A 20,888-nucleotide genomic window follows, 5' to 3' on the forward strand; every position below is an offset into this window, starting at 1 on the left:
CGGGTGTCGCTCAGGCGTCGAGGTCGCTGGCGACGAGTTCGGCGATCTTGTCGAGGGTGGGTTGGTCGTCGCTGGTGATGACGACCTCGGCGCCCTGGGCGGCGCCGAGGGTCATGATCATCAGGGCCGAGCCGGCGTCGACGGGGTCGCCGCCGACGACGGCGATGGTGACCGGGACGCCCGCCGCGCCGACGGCCTCGGCGATCAGGGCGGCGGGCCGGGCGTGCAGGCCGACCGAGGAGCCGACGGTGACGGTGGTGCTTGCCATGGATATCTCCTTGTGTGCGAGTGGATTACGCGGTGGTGAGGACGGGTTGGGGCGTCGGCTTGCGGGTGAGTTCCTTGGCGACGGTGACGCAGAGGGCGGCCACGACGGTGCCCGCGGCCAGGGACACGATGAACCAGCCGAGGTGCCCGATGGCGAAGAAGACGAAGATGCCGCCGTGCGGTGCGCTCAGTGTCACCTGCGTCGCCATCACCAGGCCGCCGGTGACCGCGCCGCCGACCATCATCGACGGCAGGACGCGCAGCGGGTCGGCGGCGGCGAACGGGATCGCGCCCTCGGAGATGAACGAGGCGCCAAGCAGCCAGGCGGCCTTGCCGTTCTCGCGTTCGGCGTCGGTGTAGAGGCGCGGCCGCACGAGGGTCGACAGTGCCATCGCCAGCGGCGGCACCATGCCGGCCGCCATCACCGCGGCCATGATCCGCAGGGTCGCGGGGTCGTTCACCGACAGTCCGGCCACGGCGAACGCGTAGGCGGCCTTGTTGACGGGCCCGCCCAGGTCGAAGCACATCATCACGCCCAGGATGACACCGAGCGCGACCGCGGAGGTGCCGGACAGGCCGTTGAGCCAGTCGGTGAGTCCGTTGGTCACCGCGGCGAGCGGCTTGCCGAGCAGCACGAACATCACGACGCCGACGATCAGCGATCCCAGCAGCGGAATCACCACCACCGGCATGAGCCCCCGCGCCCACACCGGCACCGGCAGCTTGCCGACCCACAGTGCCGCGAATCCGGCGATCAGACCGCCGACGAGGCCGCCCAGGAATCCGGCGCCGACGAACACCGCGATGGCACCCGCGGTGAAACCCGGTGCCAGACCGGGGCGGTCGGCGATCGCGAAGGCGATGTACCCGGCCAGGGCCGGGACCAGGAAGCTGAAGGCGAGTGAGCCGATCTGGAAGAGCACCGCGCCGAGATAGATTTTCAGGCCGCCATCGGGCAGATCGGTGATCGAGTTGTCGAGCACGATCGAGCCGGCGTTGTCGGAGATCGTGTAGCCGCCGAGCAGGAAGCTCAGGGCGATCAGCAGGCCGCCCGCGGCGACGAACGGGATCATGTAACTGACGCCGGTGAGCAGGATCTGGCGCAGGCGGGTACCCCAGCCGATCCCCTTGGCCGCCTGTCCGGGCGCCGGTACGGTGCCGCCGACCGTGGCCGCGCCGGGCGTCGTGCTCGCGGTGAGTGCCTCGGCGATCATCGTGTCGGGTTCGTTGATGGCGCGTTTGACGCCGGATTCGACGACCGGTTTGCCCGCGAATCTCTCGCGGTCCTTCACACCGACATCGGTGGCGAAGATGACGGCGTCGGCCCCGGCGATGGTGGCCGGATCGAGCTTGTCGCCGCCGCTGGAACCTTGCGTCTCGACCGCCACGTCGACTCCGGCGCGCTCGCCTGCGGCAGTGAGGGAATCGGCGGCCATGTAGGTGTGGGCGATGCCGGTCGGACAGGCGGTGACGGCGACGATCTTGCGTCGCGGGCCGGAACCCTGTGGTGCCGGGGGAGTTCCGGCGTCGGCCGATCCCGCGCTGCCGGGCGCGGCGTCTCCGGGTTTCGCAAGACCGCCGGAGGTCGCCGCGCTGCCCGCAGCCACCCCACTCGCGGCCGCTGCACCTCCGGCGGAACCGCGACCGGCGGCCGTGTCGGCACCGGACGAGGCGCTACCTGCCGTCGAACCGGCGGGCGCTCCGCCACTACCACTTGCATCGGCACCGGCGGTTGCACTGGCGCCGGCCGTGGTCCCGGTACCCGAGGGCGCGCCACCCGCCTCACCTCCACCGGCAGCAGGGGGCACTGCGCCCGGCGGTGTGCCTGTGGATGCTGTCGACCCGGCCGCCGGAGGCGCGGGATTGATGACGCCGTCGACGAGGGCGACCACGTCGGCCGGGGTGGCGGCGGCGCGGAGATCGGCGACGAAGGCGGGGCGGACCAGGGCGCGGGCCAAGGACGACAGCAGCTTCATGTGTTCGGCGCCCGCGCCCTCCGGTGCGGCGATCAGGAAGACCAGGTCGGCGGGGCCGTCCGGGGCGCCGAAGTCGACGGCGGGGGCGAGGCGGGCGAAGGCCAGCGACGCGGTGGTGACGGCGGCCGATCGGCAGTGCGGGATGGCGATGCCGCCGGGCAGGCCGGTCGCCGATTGCGCCTCCCTGGTCAGGGCGGCCTCGGCCACCGTCGCGGCCTGGGTGGCGCGCCCGGCGGCGGCGAGCTGGTTCGCGAGCGCGGTGATCACCGAGGTCTTGTCGGTGCCGAGATCGGCGTCGAGAGCGATCAGGTCGGGGGTGATGATCGAATCGGCCATCGTCGTGTCTTTCCGGAGTGGGGGCGGAGCAGGGTGTCGGTCGGGTGGAAGCGGTTGTGGAGCTGCGGGTCTGCCGAGCGGGGCGGCGGAACTGGCTGGCTATCGGAGGATGCGGCGGTCGAGGTCGAGTGGTGGGTGGTTCTGGCGTGGCCGGCGGTTTAGAGCGGGTAGCGGTTCGTGTCGGCGTGGCAGGCGGGCGAATGGCGTGTCGGGCGTGGTGCTCGGTAGGTGTGGGGTTCGGGTGGGCTGGTCGCCTCGGGAGGCGAGGGACAGGTGTGGATCAGGAGAGGGTGGGCGGTTGGACCGAGGTGCTCGGTAGGGGTTGGGCGGTGACCGCGTCGAGCGCGATGTCCGCTGGTCCTGGCAATCCGGTGCCAGGGAGCGCGGTGGCGGCGCTGCCGTAGGCGACGGCGTGCCGCAGCCGGTCCGCCGGTCCGGCTCCGGCGAGGTCGGCGAGCAGGTAACCGGCCAGGGCCGAATCGCCCGCGCCGACGGTGCTGCGCGGCACGATCGGCGGTGCCGGCGCGAACCAGGCGTCCTCGGCGGTGACCAGGACCGCGCCGGCCGCGCCGAGCGTGGCGAGGACCGCGCCGACTCCGCGTTCGATCAGGGTGGTCGCGGCTTCGGCGGCGGCGGTGGGGTTTTCGAGGGCGACCGGGTCGAGGCCGGTGAGCTGGGCCAGTTCCTCGGCGTTCGGTTTGATGAGATCCGGGACCGCTCCACGGGATTCGGCGAACAGGGCGAGCAGCGGCGCATCGGAGGTGTCGACCGCCACCCGGGTCCGTCGTCCGTTCGTCGCACCGCCGAGCACCGAGAGCGTGCTGACGAGCTGGGCATACCAGTCGACCGGCACGCCCGGCGGCAGCGAACCCGACAGCACGATCCACTCGGCATCGGCGGCCAGCTCGACCAGCAGCGCGGTGAGCTCGGCCAGGTTCGGCCCGGTGAGCGCCCGGCCCGGTTCGTTGATCTTGGTTGTCGTGCCGTCGGTCTCGGCGATGGTCAGGTTGGTCCGCGGCTCGCCGGGGACCGGCACCGTGCGGTACCCGATCCCCGCCTCGCGCAACCCGGTCACCACGGGGTCCTCGTCGGCGCCGGGCAGCACGGCCAGCACCGGCCCGCCACCGGCCGCGACGACCCGCGCCACATTGACACCCTTGCCCCCCGGATGCGAGGTGGCGCCCTCGGCGCGAAGCACCTGCCCGCGCCGCAGCGGCTCGGTGAGCGTGACTGTGCGGTCGACGCTCGGATTGGCGGTCAGTGTCACGATCATGCGAGCACCACCTCGATTCCTTCGGCGACCAGTTCCGCGTGCGCGGTGGCCGGGATGTCGGTATCGGTGACCAGGACGTCGATATCGGCGGGATCGCCGAAGCGGACGAAATCCTCGCGGCCGATCTTGCGCGCGTCGGCGACCACGACGACCCGGTCGGCCGCGGCGATCATCGCGCGCTTGACGGCGGCCTCCTCCGGATCGGGCGTGGACAGGCCGTGGCGCACGGTGAGCGCGTTGGTGCCGAGGAAGGCGACGTCGACGCGCAGTTCGCCGAGCAGGCGCAGCGTCTCGGCGCCGACCGCGGCCTGGGTGACCCCGCGGACCCGCCCGCCGAGCAGATGCACCCGCACCCCGGCGAATCCGGTGAGCCGGGTGGCGATCGGCAGGGAGTTGCTGACAGCGACCAGATCCAGATCGGCCGGCATCGCGGCGGCCACCCGCGCGGTCGTCGTCCCCGCGTCGAACAGCACGCTGCCGCCGGAATCGGGCAGGTACCGCTGGGCGAGTTCGGCGATGCGGTCCTTCTCGGCGGCCCGGGTGCTGTCGCGCTCGACGGTGCCCAGTTCGATCGTGGTGAGCGCGCCGGAGCCGACCGCCCCGCCGTGTACCCGGCGGATGAGGCCGAGCCGGTCCAGGACGGCGAGGTCGCGGCGCACGGTCTCGGTGGTCACCCCGTACTGGTCGGCCAGATCGGCCACCGACACGCGACCGCGCTGCCCGATGAGGGTCGCGATGGCCTGCTGTCGTTCCTCGGCGTACATGGTTCCTCCGGTCCACGAAATCTTTACATATGTTGTTTTATGCCCATTTGTGTTGCTTTGTCAATCAGTTTTGGTGAGCCGAGTCACAATCGTTGCCGGAGCGCATCGAGGTGAAAGGTGCCAGCGGTCACACGACCGCGCCGCGGGTGGTGGGTATCACGAGGGAAGACACTGCAGGTCAACGGCTTTCGCGGCAGCCGTCACGCCGCTGTTACGCACCTCTTCGGTGATCGACACGCACGCCGGTGAGGCTGACCCGCATGTGGCGATTCGCAGTGCGACCCCGTGTCAAGGCGCTGGCCTGCGAGGTGTGCGGGCGGCTGCCGCACCCCCGGCGAACCCGGCTGGCCCTGGCCAAGCTGGCGGCGGTGTTCCCGGTGGAACTGGCGCTGCACGCGCTGGTGATCCATCTGCATCCGCCGTATCTGCTGACCGTCGCGGTCCTGACGGTCACCACCACGATCCTGGTGATCTGGGTGGTCGAGCCCTCGGCGATGCGGATGCTCGGCGGCTGGCTGCACGGCCCGGAGCTGCGCCACCGCGACCGCATCGACGCCGCGCCCACACTGTGGCGGATCCGGGTACGCCTGGCCGACCGGCCCGGCACACTCGAGACGCTGGCCGCCCAGCTGGCCCACCGGGAGGCCAACATCCTCACCGTGCACGTACATCAACTCGAGGACGCGGTGCTCGATGAACTGGTGGTGTCCGCGCCCGCCGGGATCTCCGCGCACAGCATCACCTCGGCGGTGGTGCAGGCGGGTGGTTCCGGGGTGCGGGTGTGGCCGGCCACCGTGCTCTCGCTGATCGACGGGCAGACCAAAGCACTGGCCATCGCCGCGCGCATCGTCGGCGATCCGGACGAATTGCCCTTGGCCGTAGCCGAACTGCTCGGCGCCCGCTACCTGGCGCCCGGCACGCCCGCGGCGCTCGATCCCGGGGAGGGGACCGTGCTCGAACTCGAGCGCGACGAGCGGCACTGGGGTTTCGTGCGACCGGACGAACCGTTCACCCCGGCCGAGATCGCCCGCGCGCACCGGCTCGCCGACCTGGCGGCGATGACGGCGCGACGGCGGTGAGACTCAGTCGAAGCCGAGATCGGCGGTGAGCGGATCGCGCAGGGCACCCTCGGCGGCGCGCAGCCGGTCGGTGACGGAGGTGAGCAGATCCATCGAGTCCTGCGACAGGCCCAAGGCAAGGCGAGTGAGCCGGCGGATGGCGTCGCACTTGATGCGCTGGGCGAGGAGGACGTCCGGGTCGGCGGGTGCGGCCGAGTGTTCGACGACGGTCACGACAGGGGCACTCACAATCTCGGAACGCGCTGCTGGGTACGCTGCTGCCTATTTTCGAGTATGACGCACCTTACATCCCCCCTCCGGTCCGTGGACCAGGGCTCGCATGCGAAAGTTCTGTGATGAGTCAGTTCGCCGACTATCAGAACGAGATCTACCTTGCCGCGCTCGGGGGGATCCAGCCCGAATTCCCGATGGATTACGCCACGCTGGAGCGCAAAGCAACCGCCGCGCTGCCGGATCCACTGCTGAACTACATCGCCGGTGGCGCCGGTGACGAGCTCACCCAGCGGCGCAATGCCGAGGCCTTCGCCGACTGGGGACTGGTCCCGCGCATGCTGGTCGGCGCGACCGAACGCGATCTCACGGTCACCGCCTTCGGCCACACCTTCGCCAGCCCGCTGTTCCTCGCCCCGGTCGGGGTGATCGGTCTGGTCGGCGAGAACGGCCACGGTGACATCGCGGTGGCCAAGGCCTCGGCGGAAACCGGTGTGCCCGCGATCTACTCGACCCTGATGGAGGACCCGCTCGAGGACGTGCGCCCGCACGCCGGTGACACGCCGTCGTTCTTCCAGCTCTACACCCCGAAGAACCGCGAACTCGCCGAGAGCCTGGTGCACCGCGCCGAGGCGGCGGGCTACGCGGGCATCACCGTCACCCTCGACACCTGGGTGCCCGGCTGGCGCCCGCGCGACCTGGCCAGCGGCAACTTCCCGCAGCTGCGCGGGCACGTGCTGAAGAACTACACCAGCGATCCGGTGTTCCAGGCGATGGTCGGCTCCGACGATCCCAAGCTGATTGTCCTGCACTGGATCTCCACCTTCGGCAACTCGCTGACCTGGGACGATCTGGGCTGGCTCCGCTCGCTCACCGATCTGCCGCTGATCCTCAAGGGCATCTCGCATCCCGAGGACGCGCGCCGGGCCATCGATCTGGGCGCCGACGGCATCTACTGCTCCAATCACGGTGGCCGCCAGGCCAACGGCGGGCTCAGTGCCCTGGAGACGCTGCCCGCCGTCGTCGCCGCCTGTGACGACCGGGTGCCGGTGCTGTTCGACTCCGGTGTGCGCTCGGGTTCCGACGTGGTCAAGGCGCTCGGGCTCGGCGCGAGCATGGTCGGGCTCGGCAGGCCGTATGTGTACGGCCTCGCACTGGGCGGGGTGCGCGGTCTGGTGCACGTGCTGCGCAGCTACGCCGCCGAAGCCGATCTGCTGATGGCGGTCAACGGCTATCCCGATGTGGCTGCGGTCCGCGAGAACATCCGGCCGAGCACGCGCGGCAACGCCTCGCGCGGCTGATCCGCGGACGGCCCGGAAACCTGGATCGGGAGGGGTTTTCGGGCCGGGACGGCGGCCTCGGGCGGAACCTGTCGGTGGCTCGAGGCATCATCGTGGGCACACCACGCTGAAAGCACGCCACGCACCAACCTCCCGGAGTCCACGATGTCCTCGCCGAGCACCAAATCCGCATCCCGCCGAACCGCCCCACCGGTCCTGTCCGAGGCCGAACTCGCGCGCATCGCCGGTGAGCTGGCCGAGGGCAAACCGCCGATGGTGTGGTTCACCGCCGCCGCTGTCGGTGTCGCCGAGGGCAAGTCGGGCAAGGTCGTCGCGCTCGGTAACCCGGCCGACGGCGATTTCCTGCAGGTGCGGCCCACCGGTTCCAAGGATGTGCTCTCGTTCGGCCCGAGCGAGGTGACGCTGACCAAACCGGCCCGCGGGACCACTGTCGCGCCGGGCGGGTCCGCCCGGACCCGCCCCGCGAGCGTCCCCGAGCCGAGCAACCGAAAGGACACCACTGTGACCCAGCCGTCGACCCTGCCGAGCGCCGCGTCCACGTCGCCCGCGCCACGGTCGCTCGCCCCCGTGCCCGAGGAGGCCGCGGCCAAGCCGGCGCCGGCCGCCCCGCGTCCGGCGAAAACGCCTGCCGCGCGCAAGACCAAGGCGCCCGAGGTGACCGTCACCCTCACCGGCACCGCCGACGGGGAGTGGACCGTCGATGTGGTCAACGGCAAGAAGCGCAGTGTGAAGGGGATGGCGGTGAGCAGTGCCGCGGTCGCCCAGGCCGCGAAGATCCTGCACCCGGAGGTGGCCGAGGTGGTCGACGGCGTGCTGGAGGCCGTGCGCGGTGCCCAGCAGGCCAAGGTCGCCCAGTTGCAGGCCGAGCTGGAGGCGGCAAAAAAACTCCTGGCCGAACTCGGTGACTGAGTGATCGGGGCGGGGCCGCGAACGCCACGGCGCCTGCCCCGCTAAACGGCCTTGCTCGTGTGTTTCGTGGTGTGAACGATATTGCGGCGCAATGTTTTTCGTAGGTCGTCGTGGAAGGTCAGGCCGAGCCGGTATTCCTTGGCGTGATACATGGCGGCGTCGGCGGCGCGCAGCAGGTCGTAGATGGTCGTCTCGGTGGGGCGGGTGCTCACGCAGGAGATCCCGATGCTCGCGGTGATCGGGATCTCCCCGCAGCTGAGGTCGAAGGGCCGGACGAAGGCGCCGAGCAGGTGCTGGGCGAGGATGGCGGCCTCGGCGCGGGTGCGTGCGCCGAGGACCACGAACTCGTCACCGCCGTAGCGAGCGGTGACGTCGGTGCGGCCGGTGGTGCGGCGAATGCGGGCGGCGGCATGGGCGATGAGTTCGTCGCCGACCGCGTGGCCGTAGCTGTCGTTGACCATCTTGAAACCGTCGAGGTCGATGAACAGCAGGCACAGCGGCTTTCCGGCCCACTGGCCGCGGTAGCGGTGTGGTGCGCGCAGCAGGGCGGCCCGGTTGAGCAGGCCGGTGAGCAGGTCGTGGTCGGCCTGGTATTGGGCGCGGCGTTCGCTGCGGACACTGCGGGCGATGGCGCGCTCACTGCGCACGAGCACCCCCACCAGCAACAGCGTCAGCAGCAGGCAGATCACCACACGGTCGCCGGAGCCGAGGTCGGCGCCGATGACGCTCACCAGCGAGGCCGCCACCAGCGCGACCGCGATCACGCCTGCGCGCCGCCGTGACCGATGCGGATGGACATCGCCGGTATCGGGCAGTGTGCCCATGGACGGGTGCAGCGCGGCGAGCCCGGCCAGCAGATACGCCCACTGGTAGGGGACCAGCGCGAACTCACCACCGATGGTGAGTGTGCCCGCCGCGGTCAGGCTTTCGAGCAGCCCGCCGAGAAGTACGGCGATCAACGCGGCCTGCACCAGCCGCAGGGAGGTCCGCGAACCGACCGTGGTCGCCAGGGAATGCGCGAGCACGGTGAGCAGCAGCGCGTGGATCACCGGATAGCTCGCCGCCAGCACGGTGTCGAACCCGCTGCCGTGCCGCAGGATCGGTGAGATGAGGAAGGTCCACGAGGCGAGCAGCGCGCTGAGTCCGATCAACGTGGAGTCCAGCCACAGATCGCGGGCGCCGGCCACGCGCCGCGGTTGCAGCCAGCCCACGGCGGCCCAGCCCAGACAGAGGTAGGCGGCGAGGGTGCTCAGATCGTCGACCGGATGCCAGCTCTGATGCAGGCCGGTCTCCCGCAGCGCGGCGCCGACGGCGAACAGCGGCACCGAGGCGGCGAGCAGGTGCCAGGGCAGCCGATACGCGGGCCGGTGGCGGTGCAGGCCGAACCCGATCATCGCCAGGCTGCCCGCGACGATCACCACGAGCAACAGCAACGACAGCGTGCGGGCGTTCGGTAATGCCGCGACCGGCACGGCCCCCGCCGCGGCGAGCGGCAGCGCCCACCGTCGCCAACTGCCGTGGCGTGTCTCGCTGATGATCATCAGCCCCCCTCGATCCTGCTGCGCACGCGACGAGCGCCGATCGAACGGAGGCCGGTGAGTTCGCTCGTGGATTTTTGTCGGCCGAGGAGCACCGAGTGTTGTTGTCCGAGCAGAATCCCAGCCGACAAGTGCCGACGCTCAAAACCTTTACAACTCAGTCGATCATGACACGTTCGCCACCGTGCTGTCGACGCGTTGTGGCGCATTCGGAGATACCGATTCGGCACCCGGTGCCAGACATCAGCGCGGCGCGGTGTTCGGTGGGTGACGCGGGGCGGATCGCCGCCGCCGGACGAGCGGAAGGGGAGTGCTGGTGGACAGGTGGATCGCGCCGGGCCGGGTCAACCTCATCGGTGAGCACACCGACTACAACGACGGGTTCGTCTTGCCCATCGCCCTGTCGCTCGGCGTCGTCTGCGCGGCCGGGCCCCGCACGGACCGATCGGTGCGGTTGACCTCGGCGCAGCGGCCGGGCGAGGTCGTCGAGGTGGCCGTCGATGATCTCGCGGCCCAGCGCGACCGGGTGCCCGGCTGGGCCCGGTACCCGCTCGGCGTGGTGCACGAGTTCGTTTGCCGTGGGCATCCGGTCACCGGGGTGACGCTGGCGATCGACGGTGCGGTCCCGATCGGCGCCGGACTGTCCTCCTCGGCGGCGCTGTGCTGCGCGGTGACCGTGGCGCTGCGCGATCTGTTCGCCCCCGCCCTCACCGAGCGCGCGCTGATCGAGATCGCCAAGGCGGCGGAGAACGAATTCGCCGGGGTGCCCACCGGCGTGCTGGATCAGTCGGCGTCGATCCTGTGTACCGCAGGCCACGCCCTGTTTCTCGACGTCCGCGCGTTCACCGCAGCCGCCGATCCCGAAGCTGTTGTGGCCGAACAGATTCCCTTCGACCTGGGTGCCGCCGGGCTCACGCTGCTGGTCGCCGACACCGGCCACCCCCACGACCTGGCCGACGGTGCCTATGCCGAACGCAGAGCGCAGTGCGAGGCAGCCGCGGCCGCGCTGGGTGTCCGTGCGCTGCGCGATGCCACCGAGGTCGACCTGACGCGCCTGACCGATCCCCTGCTGCGCCGCCGCGCCACCCACGTGGTCACCGAGAACGCCAGGGTCCTCGCGATGGTCGAGCAGTTGCGCACCGGCATGGACCCGCGCGCTGTCGGTGCGCTGCTCACCGCGTCACATCGCTCGCTACAGGCCGACTTCGAGGTGTCCACGCCCGCACTGGATCTCGCGGTCGCCGCGGCCATGGACGTCGGCGCGTACGGTGCGCGGATGGTCGGCGGGGGATTCGGCGGCAGCGTCATCTCCCTGATCGACCATGACGCTACCGAGCGCGTCATCGCAGGATTCGCGGAACGGTTCGCGGCGTCCGGCCTCTCGGCACCGTGGGTGTTCGCCGTCGAGCCGGCCACCGGGGCACACCGGCTCGTCTGACTGGCCACCCCGTCCGAACGAGCAGCGGGCGCGTCCTGCACCGGCCGCACCGCGCGCTGGTCTGTGAAGCGGAGCCTGGACAACCTAGTCGTGCGGCCGGAGGTGTTCCAGGACGAGGCCGCGGACGGGTTCGACGTCGGCCAGCAGACCGTGCCCGGCACCGGGGAGAACCACCGTATGGGCCCCGGCACGTTGCGCGGCCTCCGCGGCCACCGCCGAATCGTGCACCTCGCTCGCCCCGGCCAGTGCGACGAAGGTCGGGACCGGCAGCTGGGTCAGCTCATCCGGCAGGTGCGGATAGACGATCGGCGAGGCCGGGAAATGCGCGGCTCCGTGCGCGAGCAGATCGAAGTAGGCCTCCACGTGCGCCGGTGCGCTGCCGGGGCCGCCCGGTGCCAGCAGCGCGCGGGCGGCCTCGAAGGTGGGGTGCGGGTCGCGGTTTCGGCCCAGCTCCTCGAATTCGGGACTGAACCCGGCGAAGACCAGGGGCGGGTCGAGCAGGACCAGCCGGCGCACCCGTTCGGGATGGGCGAGCGTGAACCGGAGCGCGAGGTGACCGCCCAGGGACTGGCCGCACAGGTCGGCCGCGGGTAGCCCGAGCAGATCGAACGTCTCCGCCAGCCAGTCCACGAGATCGTCCATGCTGGTCAAGGCCGCGCCGGTATGCCGGCTGCGGCCCGGCTCGCCCATGATGTCCACGGCCCGCACGCGATGTTCCTCGGCCAGCGCGCCGACGACCGGGTACCACATCCCGGACGTGCCGCCGTATCCGTGCAACAGGACCAGCGACTGCGCCGCGGCCGGGCCTGCGGAGGTGACCCGCGTCGTTCCGTACCTGCCCGGAAGATCTACCGTCTCGACCGGTACCGGCCAGTGGGCCAGCACCGCGTCGTAGGTCCCGAAATACGCTGCCGCCAGCTCAGGGGTGGCGAATGTGCTCATCGCGTCTCCTTTTGCAAGTCAGCTGTATTATGTCAGATGTATGGAAACGAATGGAAGGGGTTCGGGTGCCGAAACAGGTCGACCACCGCGAACGTCGCGAAACCATCGCGCGCGCCCTGTGGCGAGTAGTCGAACAACAGGGCTGGGCCCGCGCGACGATGCGCGAGGTCGCCCGTGCGGCGGATGCCTCCCTGGGGCAGGTCCAGCACTATTTCCGTTCCCGGACAGCGATGCTCGTCTTCGCGATGGAATTCGCCGCCGAACAGACCGCACGGCGCGTCACCCAGGGCCTCGACGGCCTCGGCTCACCTGCGCACCCCCGGGACGTGCTGCGAGTGACGCTCATGGAGATGCTGCCCCTGCACCCGGACGCCCGCGCCACCAGCCGGATGAGCGCCGCCTACACCCTCGAGGCGCTGCACGACCCGGAGCTGCACGAGCAGGCCCGCCTCGGACTCCACGACGGCAGAGCGCTCACCGAACGCCTGATCAGGCAGGCGATCGCCGACGGCCACCTCCCCCCGGATCGTGACCCGGCGATCGAGACGAACCTCCTGCTCGCGCTCACCGGCTTCACCCCGCTGCTCGAGTTCGACGTCATCGATCCCGAGGCCGCGCTGGCGGCCATCGATTACTACCTCGACCGACTCTTCGACCGCACCCAAGGCTCGCGGCCCTCGACCTCGCAGCCATGACTCGGCCGAGACCGGCGACGCCTCGACTACGCTTCCAGCGCGCCCGGAATGCCGTCCTGGACGACGAAACTCGCGCGGGTGGAGATCGGGGCTCCCTCCCGGGTGACATAGGGGACGACGCGGAAGTCGTTGCGCCACTGCTGATGATCCAGCTCGACGCGGACGTAGCCGCGCTGGCGGTTGTAGAACTTCAGGTCCGGGTTGGCGGCGAGCAGCATGCGTCCGGTGTCGGACATGTCGGCGCCGTCGCCACCGGTGCTGATCGAGGTGCCGGTGAATTCGGTGGCGACGACGGGGGATTCGGGGTCGCTGTAGTCGCGGCGCAGGTCGGCGACGTAGTTCTCGTGCCGGTCGCCGGTGATCACCACCAGGTTCGCGACGTCGTGATCGGTGGCCGCGCCGAGCACCGTGTTGCGGTCGGCGATGTAGCCGTCCCAGGCGTCGGTGCCCAGCAGCAGATCGGGGCCGGGATCGTAGTCGGACTGCGCCATGGCGACCTGGTTGCCGAGCACCTGCCAGCGCGCGGTCGAGGCCGCGAAGCCGTCGACGAGCCAGTCGCGTTGTGCCGCACCGAGAATGGTGCGGTCGGGGTCGAAACGATCGTCGCAACCGACCACCGCGGAACCGTCGCCGCAGGCCTGCTCGGTGCGGTACTGCCTGGTGTCGATCATGGTGAACTCGGCCAGATCGCCGAAGCCGTAGCGGCGGTGCATCCGCACCGAGGGGCCGACCGGCAGCTGGGCCAACCGCATCGGCTGGTGTTCGTACATGGCCTGGAAGGCGGCGGCCTTGCGGCGCCGGTACAGCGGCGGCAGCCGGTACACGTCGAAGCCGAGGCCGGGATTGGTGCCCGCCCAGTTGTTGTCGAGTTCGTGATCGTCGAAGGTGACCAGCCACGGGAACGCCGCGTGCGCGGCCTGGAGCGGCGCCTCGACCTTGGCCTGGGCGTAGCGCAGCCGGTAGCCGATCAGGTTCACCGCTTCGTCGGTGAGCTGCGGCGGCACGGTCGCGCCCCGGCGGCCGAGCATCCAGGACGACTCGTAGATGTAGTCGCCCAGGTGCACCACCAGGTCGAGATCCTCGGCGGCGAGGTGGTCGTAGGCGGTGTAGTAGCCCGAGGCCCACGACTGGCACGAGGCGAAGGCGAAGCGCATCCGGTCGGTCGGCGCCCCCGGTGGCGGGGCGGTGCGGGTGCGGCCGACCGGGGAGATCGCCGAGCCGGCGCGGAATCGGTAGTAGTACCACCGATCCGGTGCGAGCCCGCCGATCTCCGGATGCACGCTGTGCCCGAGCGCGCGGGTGGCCACGGCCGAACCTCGGGACACGACCCGGGTGAAGCGTTCGTCCTCGGCGACCTCGTAGTCCACCGTCACGGGGTCGATCGCCATTCCGCCGTAGCCGTCCGGTGCGAGCGGGTCGGGGGCGAGCCGCGTCCACAGCACCACCCCGTCGGCGGTGGGTTCGCCGGAGGCGACGCCGAGGGAGAACGGATCGCCCAGCCGTCGCGGTGCGGCGAACCGGGCGCTGCTCACCGCCGAGACGCCCACCGCGGCCGCGACCGATCCGGCCACGCCGTAGCGCAGGAGTTCCCGACGCGAGAGCGTCATCCTCGACATCCTTTCGCCACGACCGACCGAGTGCACCTCCGATTCTGTCCGAATTCAGGGTTCGGTGCGCGTGGCGGCCGCGAGCGCGGGTTCCGCGCGCAGTAGGACACGAGCGGCGGCCTGGTCGGTTCGGCCGCGTTCGACCAGGCTCGCGAGACCTTGGTCGAACGCGGCCTGCCGGTCAGCGGGACGAGGGCTGGGCGCGCGCGGCCAAGCCGAGTGCCACGTCGATGATCAGGAAGCCCAGCAGGCTCAGGCCGACCAGCGGGATGAACCAGCCGACCACGATCGCCCCCAGGACCAGGGGAACGGTGATCCACGGCGAAGTCCGGCGCAGGACCCCGCGGCGCGGCGGGGTGGCCAGCGCGAGCCGGGTCGCCTTGCGGGTCGGGCGACGCTGCCACCACATCAGGTAACCGAGGACCAGCACGGTGATCAGGCCGACCATGATCGCCAGCAGCAGCAGCTGATTCGGCAGCCCGAACAGCAGGCCCATGTGGAAGGCGATGCCCCAGTTGGTGAGCTTGGCCATGAGCGGCCAGTCGGCGTAGGGGAGTCGGTCGGTGATCGTGGCGTTCTCGCCGTCGACCGCGACGGCGTCGATGGTGTAGGTGCCGGGCAGCCGGATCTCCTTGACCACGAACGCCTGTTCCGGTTTCGCCGGGACCGCGATCTCGGCGCCCTGGGTGACGCCCTCGGCCCTGGCCGCCGCGTAGACGCGATCGAGCTGGGCGATCCGGGCCCCCTGGTCGACCGGGGCCGGTGCCGTGTGTCCGGCGGCGTGATGGTCACCGCCGGGGGCAGGCGCGGGTGCCGCGGCACCGGGCAGGGTGGCGCTCACCGCGGGGGTGGTCCAGCTCAGTTCCTGGCGCAGTTTCGTGACGTTCTCGCCCGCGTAGGTCGACCAGGTCATCCCCGTCGCCGAGAGCAGGAGTACCACCGGCAGGATCCAGATCCCGATCGCGCCGTGCCAGTTCAGCTTCCGGCGTCGCGGCTGGGACAGATCGGGCGCGAGCAGCCACTGCGCGGCCGTCCGCGCGCGCCGCTTGCGCACCCGGTGCACCCACAGCACCAGGCCGAACAGCGCGATCACCCACAGCCACGACGCGGCCAGCTCGCTGTAGAGGCGACCGGGCTCGCCCAGGTGCAGGTTGCGATGGAATTCGCTGAGCCAGGCTCGCAGCGGCAGGGCGCCGCCACTGCCGTAGACCACCGACTCGCCGACCGGCTGAGCGGTCTGCGGGTCGACGAACACCGACAGCCGCTCGGACGCGCCGAGGGCCGGATCGTTGAACAGTACGCGGGTGGTGTCGCCGTCGTTCGGCGCGGGGGCGACGGCGACCAGCGTCAGGTCCGGCCGGGTCGCGACGGCGGCGTCGACCTGCGCGGCCAGCGACTGCTCGGGTCCGGTGGTCTCGACCCGCAGCAGATCACGGGAGACGAACCCCTCGATCGTCGGCGCGATCGCGTAGAGCGCGCCGGTGAGTGCGGCGATCAGGATGAACGGGGCGACGAAGACACCCGCGTAGAAGTGCAGGCGCAGGGCGAGTGGATGAAGGTGGAGACCCCGGCGCGCGCCGGAGCGTGGACGTCCACCGGAAACCGGTGGTGCCGAGGTGGGCTGATCCTCGGCCGGACGGGTGTCCGTGATGCTCATCAGTGATTCTTTTCTGGAGTACTGGATACCCGATGCGCACGGATCGGCTGGCACGCGCCGTCGACTACGAGGCCACGACCGGCCGAAGCCGGCGGGACGCTGAGCCGACATGAACACGCCACGCAGCAATTCGGGCGCTGCCCGCACAGTTCGGCCGCACCGCGACGGTTTCGGCCGCACCGTGACCGTCCGGCCATGGCGTGACCGTTCAGCCGCGGCCCAACCCGTCCAACGACGTCGTGACGGCTCGGCTGTGACGTGGCCCGTCCAGCTGTGGCGAGAACGTTCGGCTGCAGCGTCATGTCCGGTCGCGAGCGGTGGCTCGGTCGTGTCATGACGACGGTTCGGCCGTGGTGTAGCCGTCCCGCTGTGGCGAGACGGTTCGGCAGTAGCGCCATGTCCGGTCGCAAGCGGTGGCTTGGTCGTGGCGTGACGGTTCGGCGAGCACGCGGTCGAGGCGATCAGCGCGGGTGCGCGGAGCGGATCGGGCCGTCGGGTTCGCCGGTTGCGGCGGGAGAACAGCGCAGGACAAATGTCCGTGTGCACCGGGTGGGGGAGGGATCAGAAAGGAATCGCGAGTGGCGGAGCGCGGGTTCGCAGGGACTGCGTGGCGAAGATCCGCAGGATGACGCGGTCGCGGTGGATCAGGCGCAGTGGCGCCGGATCGGGGATGCGGGGTGTGCGGTAGCGCAGCGGGAGGATGCGCGCCAGGGCGGCGCCGCCGATGCGGTAGGCGGTCTCGGCGCCGATGATCACCACCGCGGCGAGCAGCGCGGCGACGGTGTGCGCGGTGAGCATGCCGAGTCCGAGGGTGTCGGCACCGTGGTGGCCGTGCCCGGACCAGCTCATCGTGGTGTGCCCGAGCAGCTGGCCACCCAGCAGCACCGCGGCCAGACCGACGGCACCGCTGCGCAGCGCGGGTAGTCCGGCGACCAAGGCCCCGACGACCGCCGAGGCCGCCGCCAACAGGACGACGGTGGTACTGCCCGGCAGCGCGCCACCCGAGGCCAGTCCGTGGGCGGCCAGCGACAACGCCCCCGACATCGCGCCCGCGCAGGCACCACGCAGCCGCGCGCCAACCGCACGCGACGGCGCAGATGCCTGCGCGAACTCGATGATCACCCGTTGATGATAAGCGGGCGCTCAGCCCACGGAGACGTCCGGCTCAACTCGATTCCAACGGACCGAACCATCACGAGTGATCCCCCGCGACGCGGCAGCACCCGAGTGGACTGTGCAGCGATGGCCGCACGGCCGACACCGCCCTCGTCGGCACGGTGTCAGCGTGTGGACGCACGGTGTGGCTCCTGGACACCGGCCTGGTCGGCACGGCATCGGCACCTGGACGCCGGCCTGGCCGGCACGGCGTCAGGACGTCGACACCCGATCGACCGGAGCCTCAGTCGGCGTCGAACTCCAGCTCGACCAGTGGCTTGCGCAGCAGCTTGCCGGTGGCGTTGCGGGGCAGCTCGTCGAGGAAGATGACCTCGCGGGGGACCTTGTAGCGGGCCAGGTTGTCGCGGACGAAGTCCTTGATCTCCTTGGCGTCGCGTGCGGAGTCGGGGCCGGGGACGACGATGGCGCGCAGTCGCTTGCCGTAGTCCTTGTCGTCGACGCCCACCACGGCGGCTTCGAAGACGTCGGCCCGGCCGGCGATGAGGTTCTCGACCTCGAGCGGGAAGACGTTCTCGCCGCCGGAGACGATCATGTCGTCGTCGCGGCCGTCGATGTAGAGCAGGCCGTCTTCGTCGAAGTGGCCGACATCGCCGGACGACATCATCCCGTCGACGATCTCCTTGGTGCGGCCGTCGGTGTAGCCGGTGAAGGCGAAACCGTTGTCCACGAAGATGGTTCCGGTGACGTTCGGCGCCGTGATCGGCTTGCGGTTCTCGTCGAGCAGCACGATCCGGATGCCGACCGGCGCCTTGCCCGCGGTGGTCGGCGCCTTGCGCAGGTCGGCCGGGGTCGCCACTGTCATCACCGCGCACTCGGTGGAGCCGTAGAGGTTGTAGAGGCTGTCACCGAAGTAGTCCAGCGTGCGGGTCACCACGTCGGGGGCGATGGCCGAGCCCGCGGCGAAGATGACATCGATCGTGCGCGGGTCGTACTTCGCCAGGATCTGCTCGTCCAGATCCAGGATGCGCTGCAGCATCGTCGGCACCACGACCAGCGAATTCGCCCGGTACTTCACGACATTGGCGAGGGTCTTCTCCGGATCGAAGCGCCGCTGCTGGAAGATCACCCGGTTGCCCAGCGCCAGCCCGAGGGTGAACTGCGACAGTCCGGTGCCGTGGAAGATCGGCGCGGCCATGATCATGGTGCCGTTGTTGGGCAGCGGCACCCGGTCGACGAACTGCGCGGAGGCGAACGGGCTCACCTTGTCGCGCGGGGCGCCCTTCGGCGTGCCGGTGGTGCCGCTGGTCAGGATGACCATGCCGCCCGGCTTGCTCGGCGGGCTGAGCGGGGTGACCGAACGCCCCGACGACAGCGAGGCCACGGTCGGGATGGCCGGATCCACGCCGTGCGCCTCGTCGACCCAGGTGAGCACGCGCGGGATCTCGGCGGGGATGGCGCTCATCAGGTCGAGGAACTCGCTGTCGTGCAGCACCGCCTTGACCTTCTCGCGCGCGGCCACGTCGGCGAACTGCGGCTTGGCGAAACCGGTGTTCATCAGCACCGCGCGGGCGCCGAGCTTGCCCGCCGCGAGCATGCTCAGCACCATGCCGCGATGGTCGCGGGCGAGCAGGGCGATCACGTCGCCCTCGCCGATGCCGTTCGCGCGCAGGCCGCGGGCGAAGGCGTTGGACTGCTCGTCGAGCGCGCCGAAGGTGAGCTCGCCGAGCTCGTCGACGATCGCGCCCGCGTCCGGCCTGGTCTGGGCGGCGTGCATGACGACACCGGCGAACGGGCCGAATCGCGAGACATTGCGGAACGAGCGGGCGGCATGGTCGAGGCGCAGCGGATTGAACAGCTTGCGGTCGTACATGACCTTGACGCCGAGCGCGAAATCACCTGCGCGCCGAGCGGTCCCACCGAGCGCGGGCAGAGACAGAGACATCGAACAGCCTTTCGGCAGACCGATCCCGGCCGAAGACGCGGGGCCGGACCGCGTCATCGAGATCCAGTGCTGGTGCTGACAATAGCAAGCGATCCGGCCGCGCTGTGGGGTCCGTCTCAGAAGGTGACGTTCACTGGGAGATCTCATAGTCGACGAGAACGCGCCGCAAGATCTTGCCGGTGGCATTGCGGGGCAGCTCGTCGAGGAAGACCACCTCGCGGGGCACCTTGAACCGGGCCAGATTGGCCTTGACGTGGGCCTGCAGTTCGGCCGGGTCGGGGCTGTGGCCCTCCTCCAGCACCACGAACGCGCGCAGCCGTTTGCCGAATTCCGCGTCGTCGACGCCGATGACCGCCACGTCGAAGACGTCGGGCCGCTCGACGAGCAGGTTCTCCACCTCCTGCGGGAAGACGTTCTCGCCGCCGGAGACGATCATGTCGTCGTCGCGGCCCTCGACCATGAGCAGGCCGCTCTCGGTGAACCGGCCCAGATCGCCGCTGGACATGTAGCCGTCGATGATCTGCTTGTTCCGGCCGTCGGTGTAGCCCTCGAAGGGCGCGCCGCTGCGTACGAAGATCCGGCCCGTGGTCTCGGGCGTCTCGACCCGCTGGTCGTTGTCGTCGTAGAGGCGGACCTCGCAGGTGATCGGCGAGCGCCCGACCGTGCCCGGTGCCTCGGCCAGCTCGGCGGGGGTGGCGATGGACGCGATGGCGACCTCGGTCGAGCCGTAGAGGTTGTAGAGCACCGGGCCGAAGGCCTCGGTGGCCTTGACGCACAGCTCGGGCGTGAGCGCGGACCCGGCGAACAGGATGACCTTCAGCGAGGACAGGTCGTACTTCGCGCGGACCTCGGCGGGCAGTTCGGTCATCCGGTGCAGCATGGTCGGCACGCAGACCAGCATTTCGACCTTGTGCTCGGCGATGGCCGCCAGGGTGGCCTCGGCGTCGAAGCGGCGGCGCATGACGATCTTGTTCGACAGGATCGTGCCGACCAGCCAGGTGCCAAGGCCCGTGCTGTGGAAGATCGGCGAGACGATCATCATCGTGCCGTTCTTGGGGAACGGCACCCGGTCGACGAACTGGGCGGTGGCCAGCGGGGTCACCTTGGTGCGCGGCGCGCCCTTGGGCAGGCCGGTGGTGCCGCTGGTGAGGATGATGAATCCGCCCGGCTTGCTCGGCGCGGGCAGCGGCTCGACGGAGTTGCCCGCGATGAGGTCGTCGAAGGTGGTCGCGCCCTCGGGCAGGGTGGTGCCCTCGTCGACCCAGGTCAGGTAGCGCGGCAGCTCGGGCGGCAGCGCGTCGAGCAGGTCGAGGAACTCGCTGTCGTGCAGCACGGCGCGCACGTTCTCGCGCTCGCACACCTCGGCGAACTGCGGCTTGGCGAAGCCGGTGTTCATCAGCGCGATCCGCGCGCCCAGCTTGCCCGCCGCGATCATCGACATGATCAGGCCGCGGTGATCGCGCGCGAGCACGGCGACGACGGTGCCCTGGGTGATGCCCGCCTCGTGCAGGCCGCGGGCGACCGCGGTGGACTGCTCGTCGAGTTCCCGGTAGGTCAGCTCGCCGCGCTCGTCGGCCAGGGCGATCTGATCGGGGGCAACGCGGGCGGAGTGCCGGACGAGGGTGGCCTGCGGGCCGTAGATCTTGGATTCCTTCATGGTCCGCAGGGTCTCGAGCGGTTTGGTGGGATCGGAGACTCCGCGCTTGCGCAGGACCCCGAGGCCTTTCACGGTTTCGAGAAGATGGGCCATGCTCACTCGTCTACCTCCACAGCATCGATGTATCGATGCTTACGGTAGCAGTTGATGTGCCCTGCATCACAGTGTTCTAAACCGGCAA

17 protein-coding genes are annotated in these 20,888 nt (G+C 70.5%); 5 read left to right on the top strand and 12 right to left on the bottom strand.

What is annotated here, in order from left to right; translation table 11 throughout:
* Positions 1–10 precede the first annotated feature (10 nt).
* From ACFVVM_RS19050 to ACFVVM_RS19065, 4 genes are all read right to left on the bottom strand, one after another.
* A complete protein-coding gene (locus tag ACFVVM_RS19050; protein ID WP_071929652.1) occupies positions 11–268 on the bottom strand; it encodes an HPr family phosphocarrier protein in 258 nt (85 codons plus the stop codon).
* 25 nt (positions 269–293) lie between these two features.
* Entirely contained in the window at positions 294–2,579 is a 2,286-nt protein-coding gene (locus ACFVVM_RS19055; RefSeq protein ID WP_387619733.1) for a fructose-specific PTS transporter subunit EIIC, read from the bottom strand.
* 280 nt (positions 2,580–2,859) lie between these two features.
* On the bottom strand, positions 2,860–3,852 hold the full coding sequence (locus ACFVVM_RS19060; protein ID WP_387619734.1) for a 1-phosphofructokinase family hexose kinase: 993 nt from the start codon (positions 3,850–3,852) through the stop codon (positions 2,860–2,862).
* Positions 3,849–4,616 carry a DeoR/GlpR family DNA-binding transcription regulator gene (locus ACFVVM_RS19065; protein ID WP_387619737.1) on the bottom strand — a complete coding sequence of 256 codons (768 nt, stop codon included), beginning with the start codon at positions 4,614–4,616 and terminating at the stop codon, positions 3,849–3,851. Before ACFVVM_RS19065 ends, ACFVVM_RS19060 begins: the two co-directional genes overlap by 4 nt.
* 260 nt (positions 4,617–4,876) lie before the next feature.
* Here ACFVVM_RS19065 and ACFVVM_RS19070 point away from each other — a divergent pair, with 260 nt between their 5' ends.
* Positions 4,877–5,695 carry an amino acid-binding protein gene (locus ACFVVM_RS19070; RefSeq protein WP_387619740.1) on the top strand — a complete coding sequence of 273 codons (819 nt, stop codon included), beginning with the start codon at positions 4,877–4,879 and terminating at the stop codon, positions 5,693–5,695.
* A 3-nt stretch (positions 5,696–5,698) separates the two neighbouring features.
* On the opposite strand, the gene ACFVVM_RS19075 is transcribed toward ACFVVM_RS19070, so the two are convergent.
* The gene (locus ACFVVM_RS19075) at positions 5,699–5,908 is read right to left on the bottom strand and encodes a hypothetical protein (protein WP_071929647.1); all 210 of its coding nucleotides are present in this window, start codon (positions 5,906–5,908) and stop codon (positions 5,699–5,701) included.
* A gap of 122 nt (positions 5,909–6,030) precedes the next feature.
* Between ACFVVM_RS19075 and ACFVVM_RS19080 the strand changes: the two genes are divergently transcribed.
* Together ACFVVM_RS19080 and ACFVVM_RS19085 are read left to right on the top strand one after the other, a co-directional pair.
* The gene (locus ACFVVM_RS19080; protein WP_387619743.1) at positions 6,031–7,206 is read left to right on the top strand and encodes an alpha-hydroxy-acid oxidizing protein; all 1,176 of its coding nucleotides are present in this window, start codon (positions 6,031–6,033) and stop codon (positions 7,204–7,206) included.
* Between the two features lie 144 nt (positions 7,207–7,350).
* A complete protein-coding gene (locus tag ACFVVM_RS19085; protein ID WP_387619746.1) occupies positions 7,351–8,115 on the top strand; it encodes a DUF6319 family protein in 765 nt (254 codons plus the stop codon).
* 41 nt (positions 8,116–8,156) lie between these two features.
* Here the strand turns inward: ACFVVM_RS19085 and ACFVVM_RS19090 are convergent, their stop codons facing one another.
* The gene (locus ACFVVM_RS19090) at positions 8,157–9,656 is read right to left on the bottom strand and encodes a diguanylate cyclase (protein WP_387619749.1); all 1,500 of its coding nucleotides are present in this window, start codon (positions 9,654–9,656) and stop codon (positions 8,157–8,159) included.
* Between the two features lie 313 nt (positions 9,657–9,969).
* Here ACFVVM_RS19090 and galK point away from each other — a divergent pair, with 313 nt between their 5' ends.
* Entirely contained in the window at positions 9,970–11,091 is a 1,122-nt protein-coding gene (galK, locus tag ACFVVM_RS19095; RefSeq protein ID WP_387619752.1) for a galactokinase, read from the top strand.
* A gap of 84 nt (positions 11,092–11,175) precedes the next feature.
* On the opposite strand, the gene ACFVVM_RS19100 is transcribed toward galK, so the two are convergent.
* Positions 11,176–12,033: an alpha/beta fold hydrolase gene (locus tag ACFVVM_RS19100; RefSeq protein ID WP_387619755.1), complete on the bottom strand. Its 858-nt coding sequence runs from the start codon at positions 12,031–12,033 to the stop codon at positions 11,176–11,178.
* A gap of 65 nt (positions 12,034–12,098) precedes the next feature.
* Between ACFVVM_RS19100 and ACFVVM_RS19105 the strand changes: the two genes are divergently transcribed.
* The gene (locus ACFVVM_RS19105) at positions 12,099–12,728 is read left to right on the top strand and encodes a TetR/AcrR family transcriptional regulator (RefSeq protein ID WP_387619757.1); all 630 of its coding nucleotides are present in this window, start codon (positions 12,099–12,101) and stop codon (positions 12,726–12,728) included.
* 26 nt (positions 12,729–12,754) lie between these two features.
* Here the strand turns inward: ACFVVM_RS19105 and ACFVVM_RS19110 are convergent, their stop codons facing one another.
* The 5 genes from ACFVVM_RS19110 to ACFVVM_RS19130 form a co-directional block, all read right to left on the bottom strand.
* Complete coding sequence (locus ACFVVM_RS19110) at positions 12,755–14,335, bottom strand: alkaline phosphatase D family protein (protein WP_387619760.1); 1,581 nt, start codon at positions 14,333–14,335, stop codon at positions 12,755–12,757.
* 181 nt (positions 14,336–14,516) lie between these two features.
* On the bottom strand, positions 14,517–15,992 hold the full coding sequence (locus ACFVVM_RS19115; RefSeq protein ID WP_387619762.1) for a PepSY-associated TM helix domain-containing protein: 1,476 nt from the start codon (positions 15,990–15,992) through the stop codon (positions 14,517–14,519).
* Positions 15,993–16,553: 561 nt separating this feature from the next.
* Complete coding sequence (locus ACFVVM_RS19120; RefSeq protein WP_387619765.1) at positions 16,554–17,114, bottom strand: hypothetical protein; 561 nt, start codon at positions 17,112–17,114, stop codon at positions 16,554–16,556.
* Positions 17,115–17,391: 277 nt separating this feature from the next.
* Complete coding sequence (locus ACFVVM_RS19125) at positions 17,392–19,050, bottom strand: acyl-CoA synthetase (protein ID WP_387619768.1); 1,659 nt, start codon at positions 19,048–19,050, stop codon at positions 17,392–17,394.
* Between the two features lie 130 nt (positions 19,051–19,180).
* Positions 19,181–20,800, bottom strand: a complete 1,620-nt coding sequence (locus ACFVVM_RS19130; RefSeq protein WP_387619771.1) for an acyl-CoA synthetase — start codon at positions 20,798–20,800, stop codon at positions 19,181–19,183.
* Positions 20,801–20,888: the final 88 nt, after the last annotated feature.

The organism is Nocardia sp. NPDC058176, from assembly GCF_042883805.1.
Taxonomy (GTDB): Bacteria; Actinomycetota; Actinomycetes; order Mycobacteriales; family Mycobacteriaceae; genus Nocardia.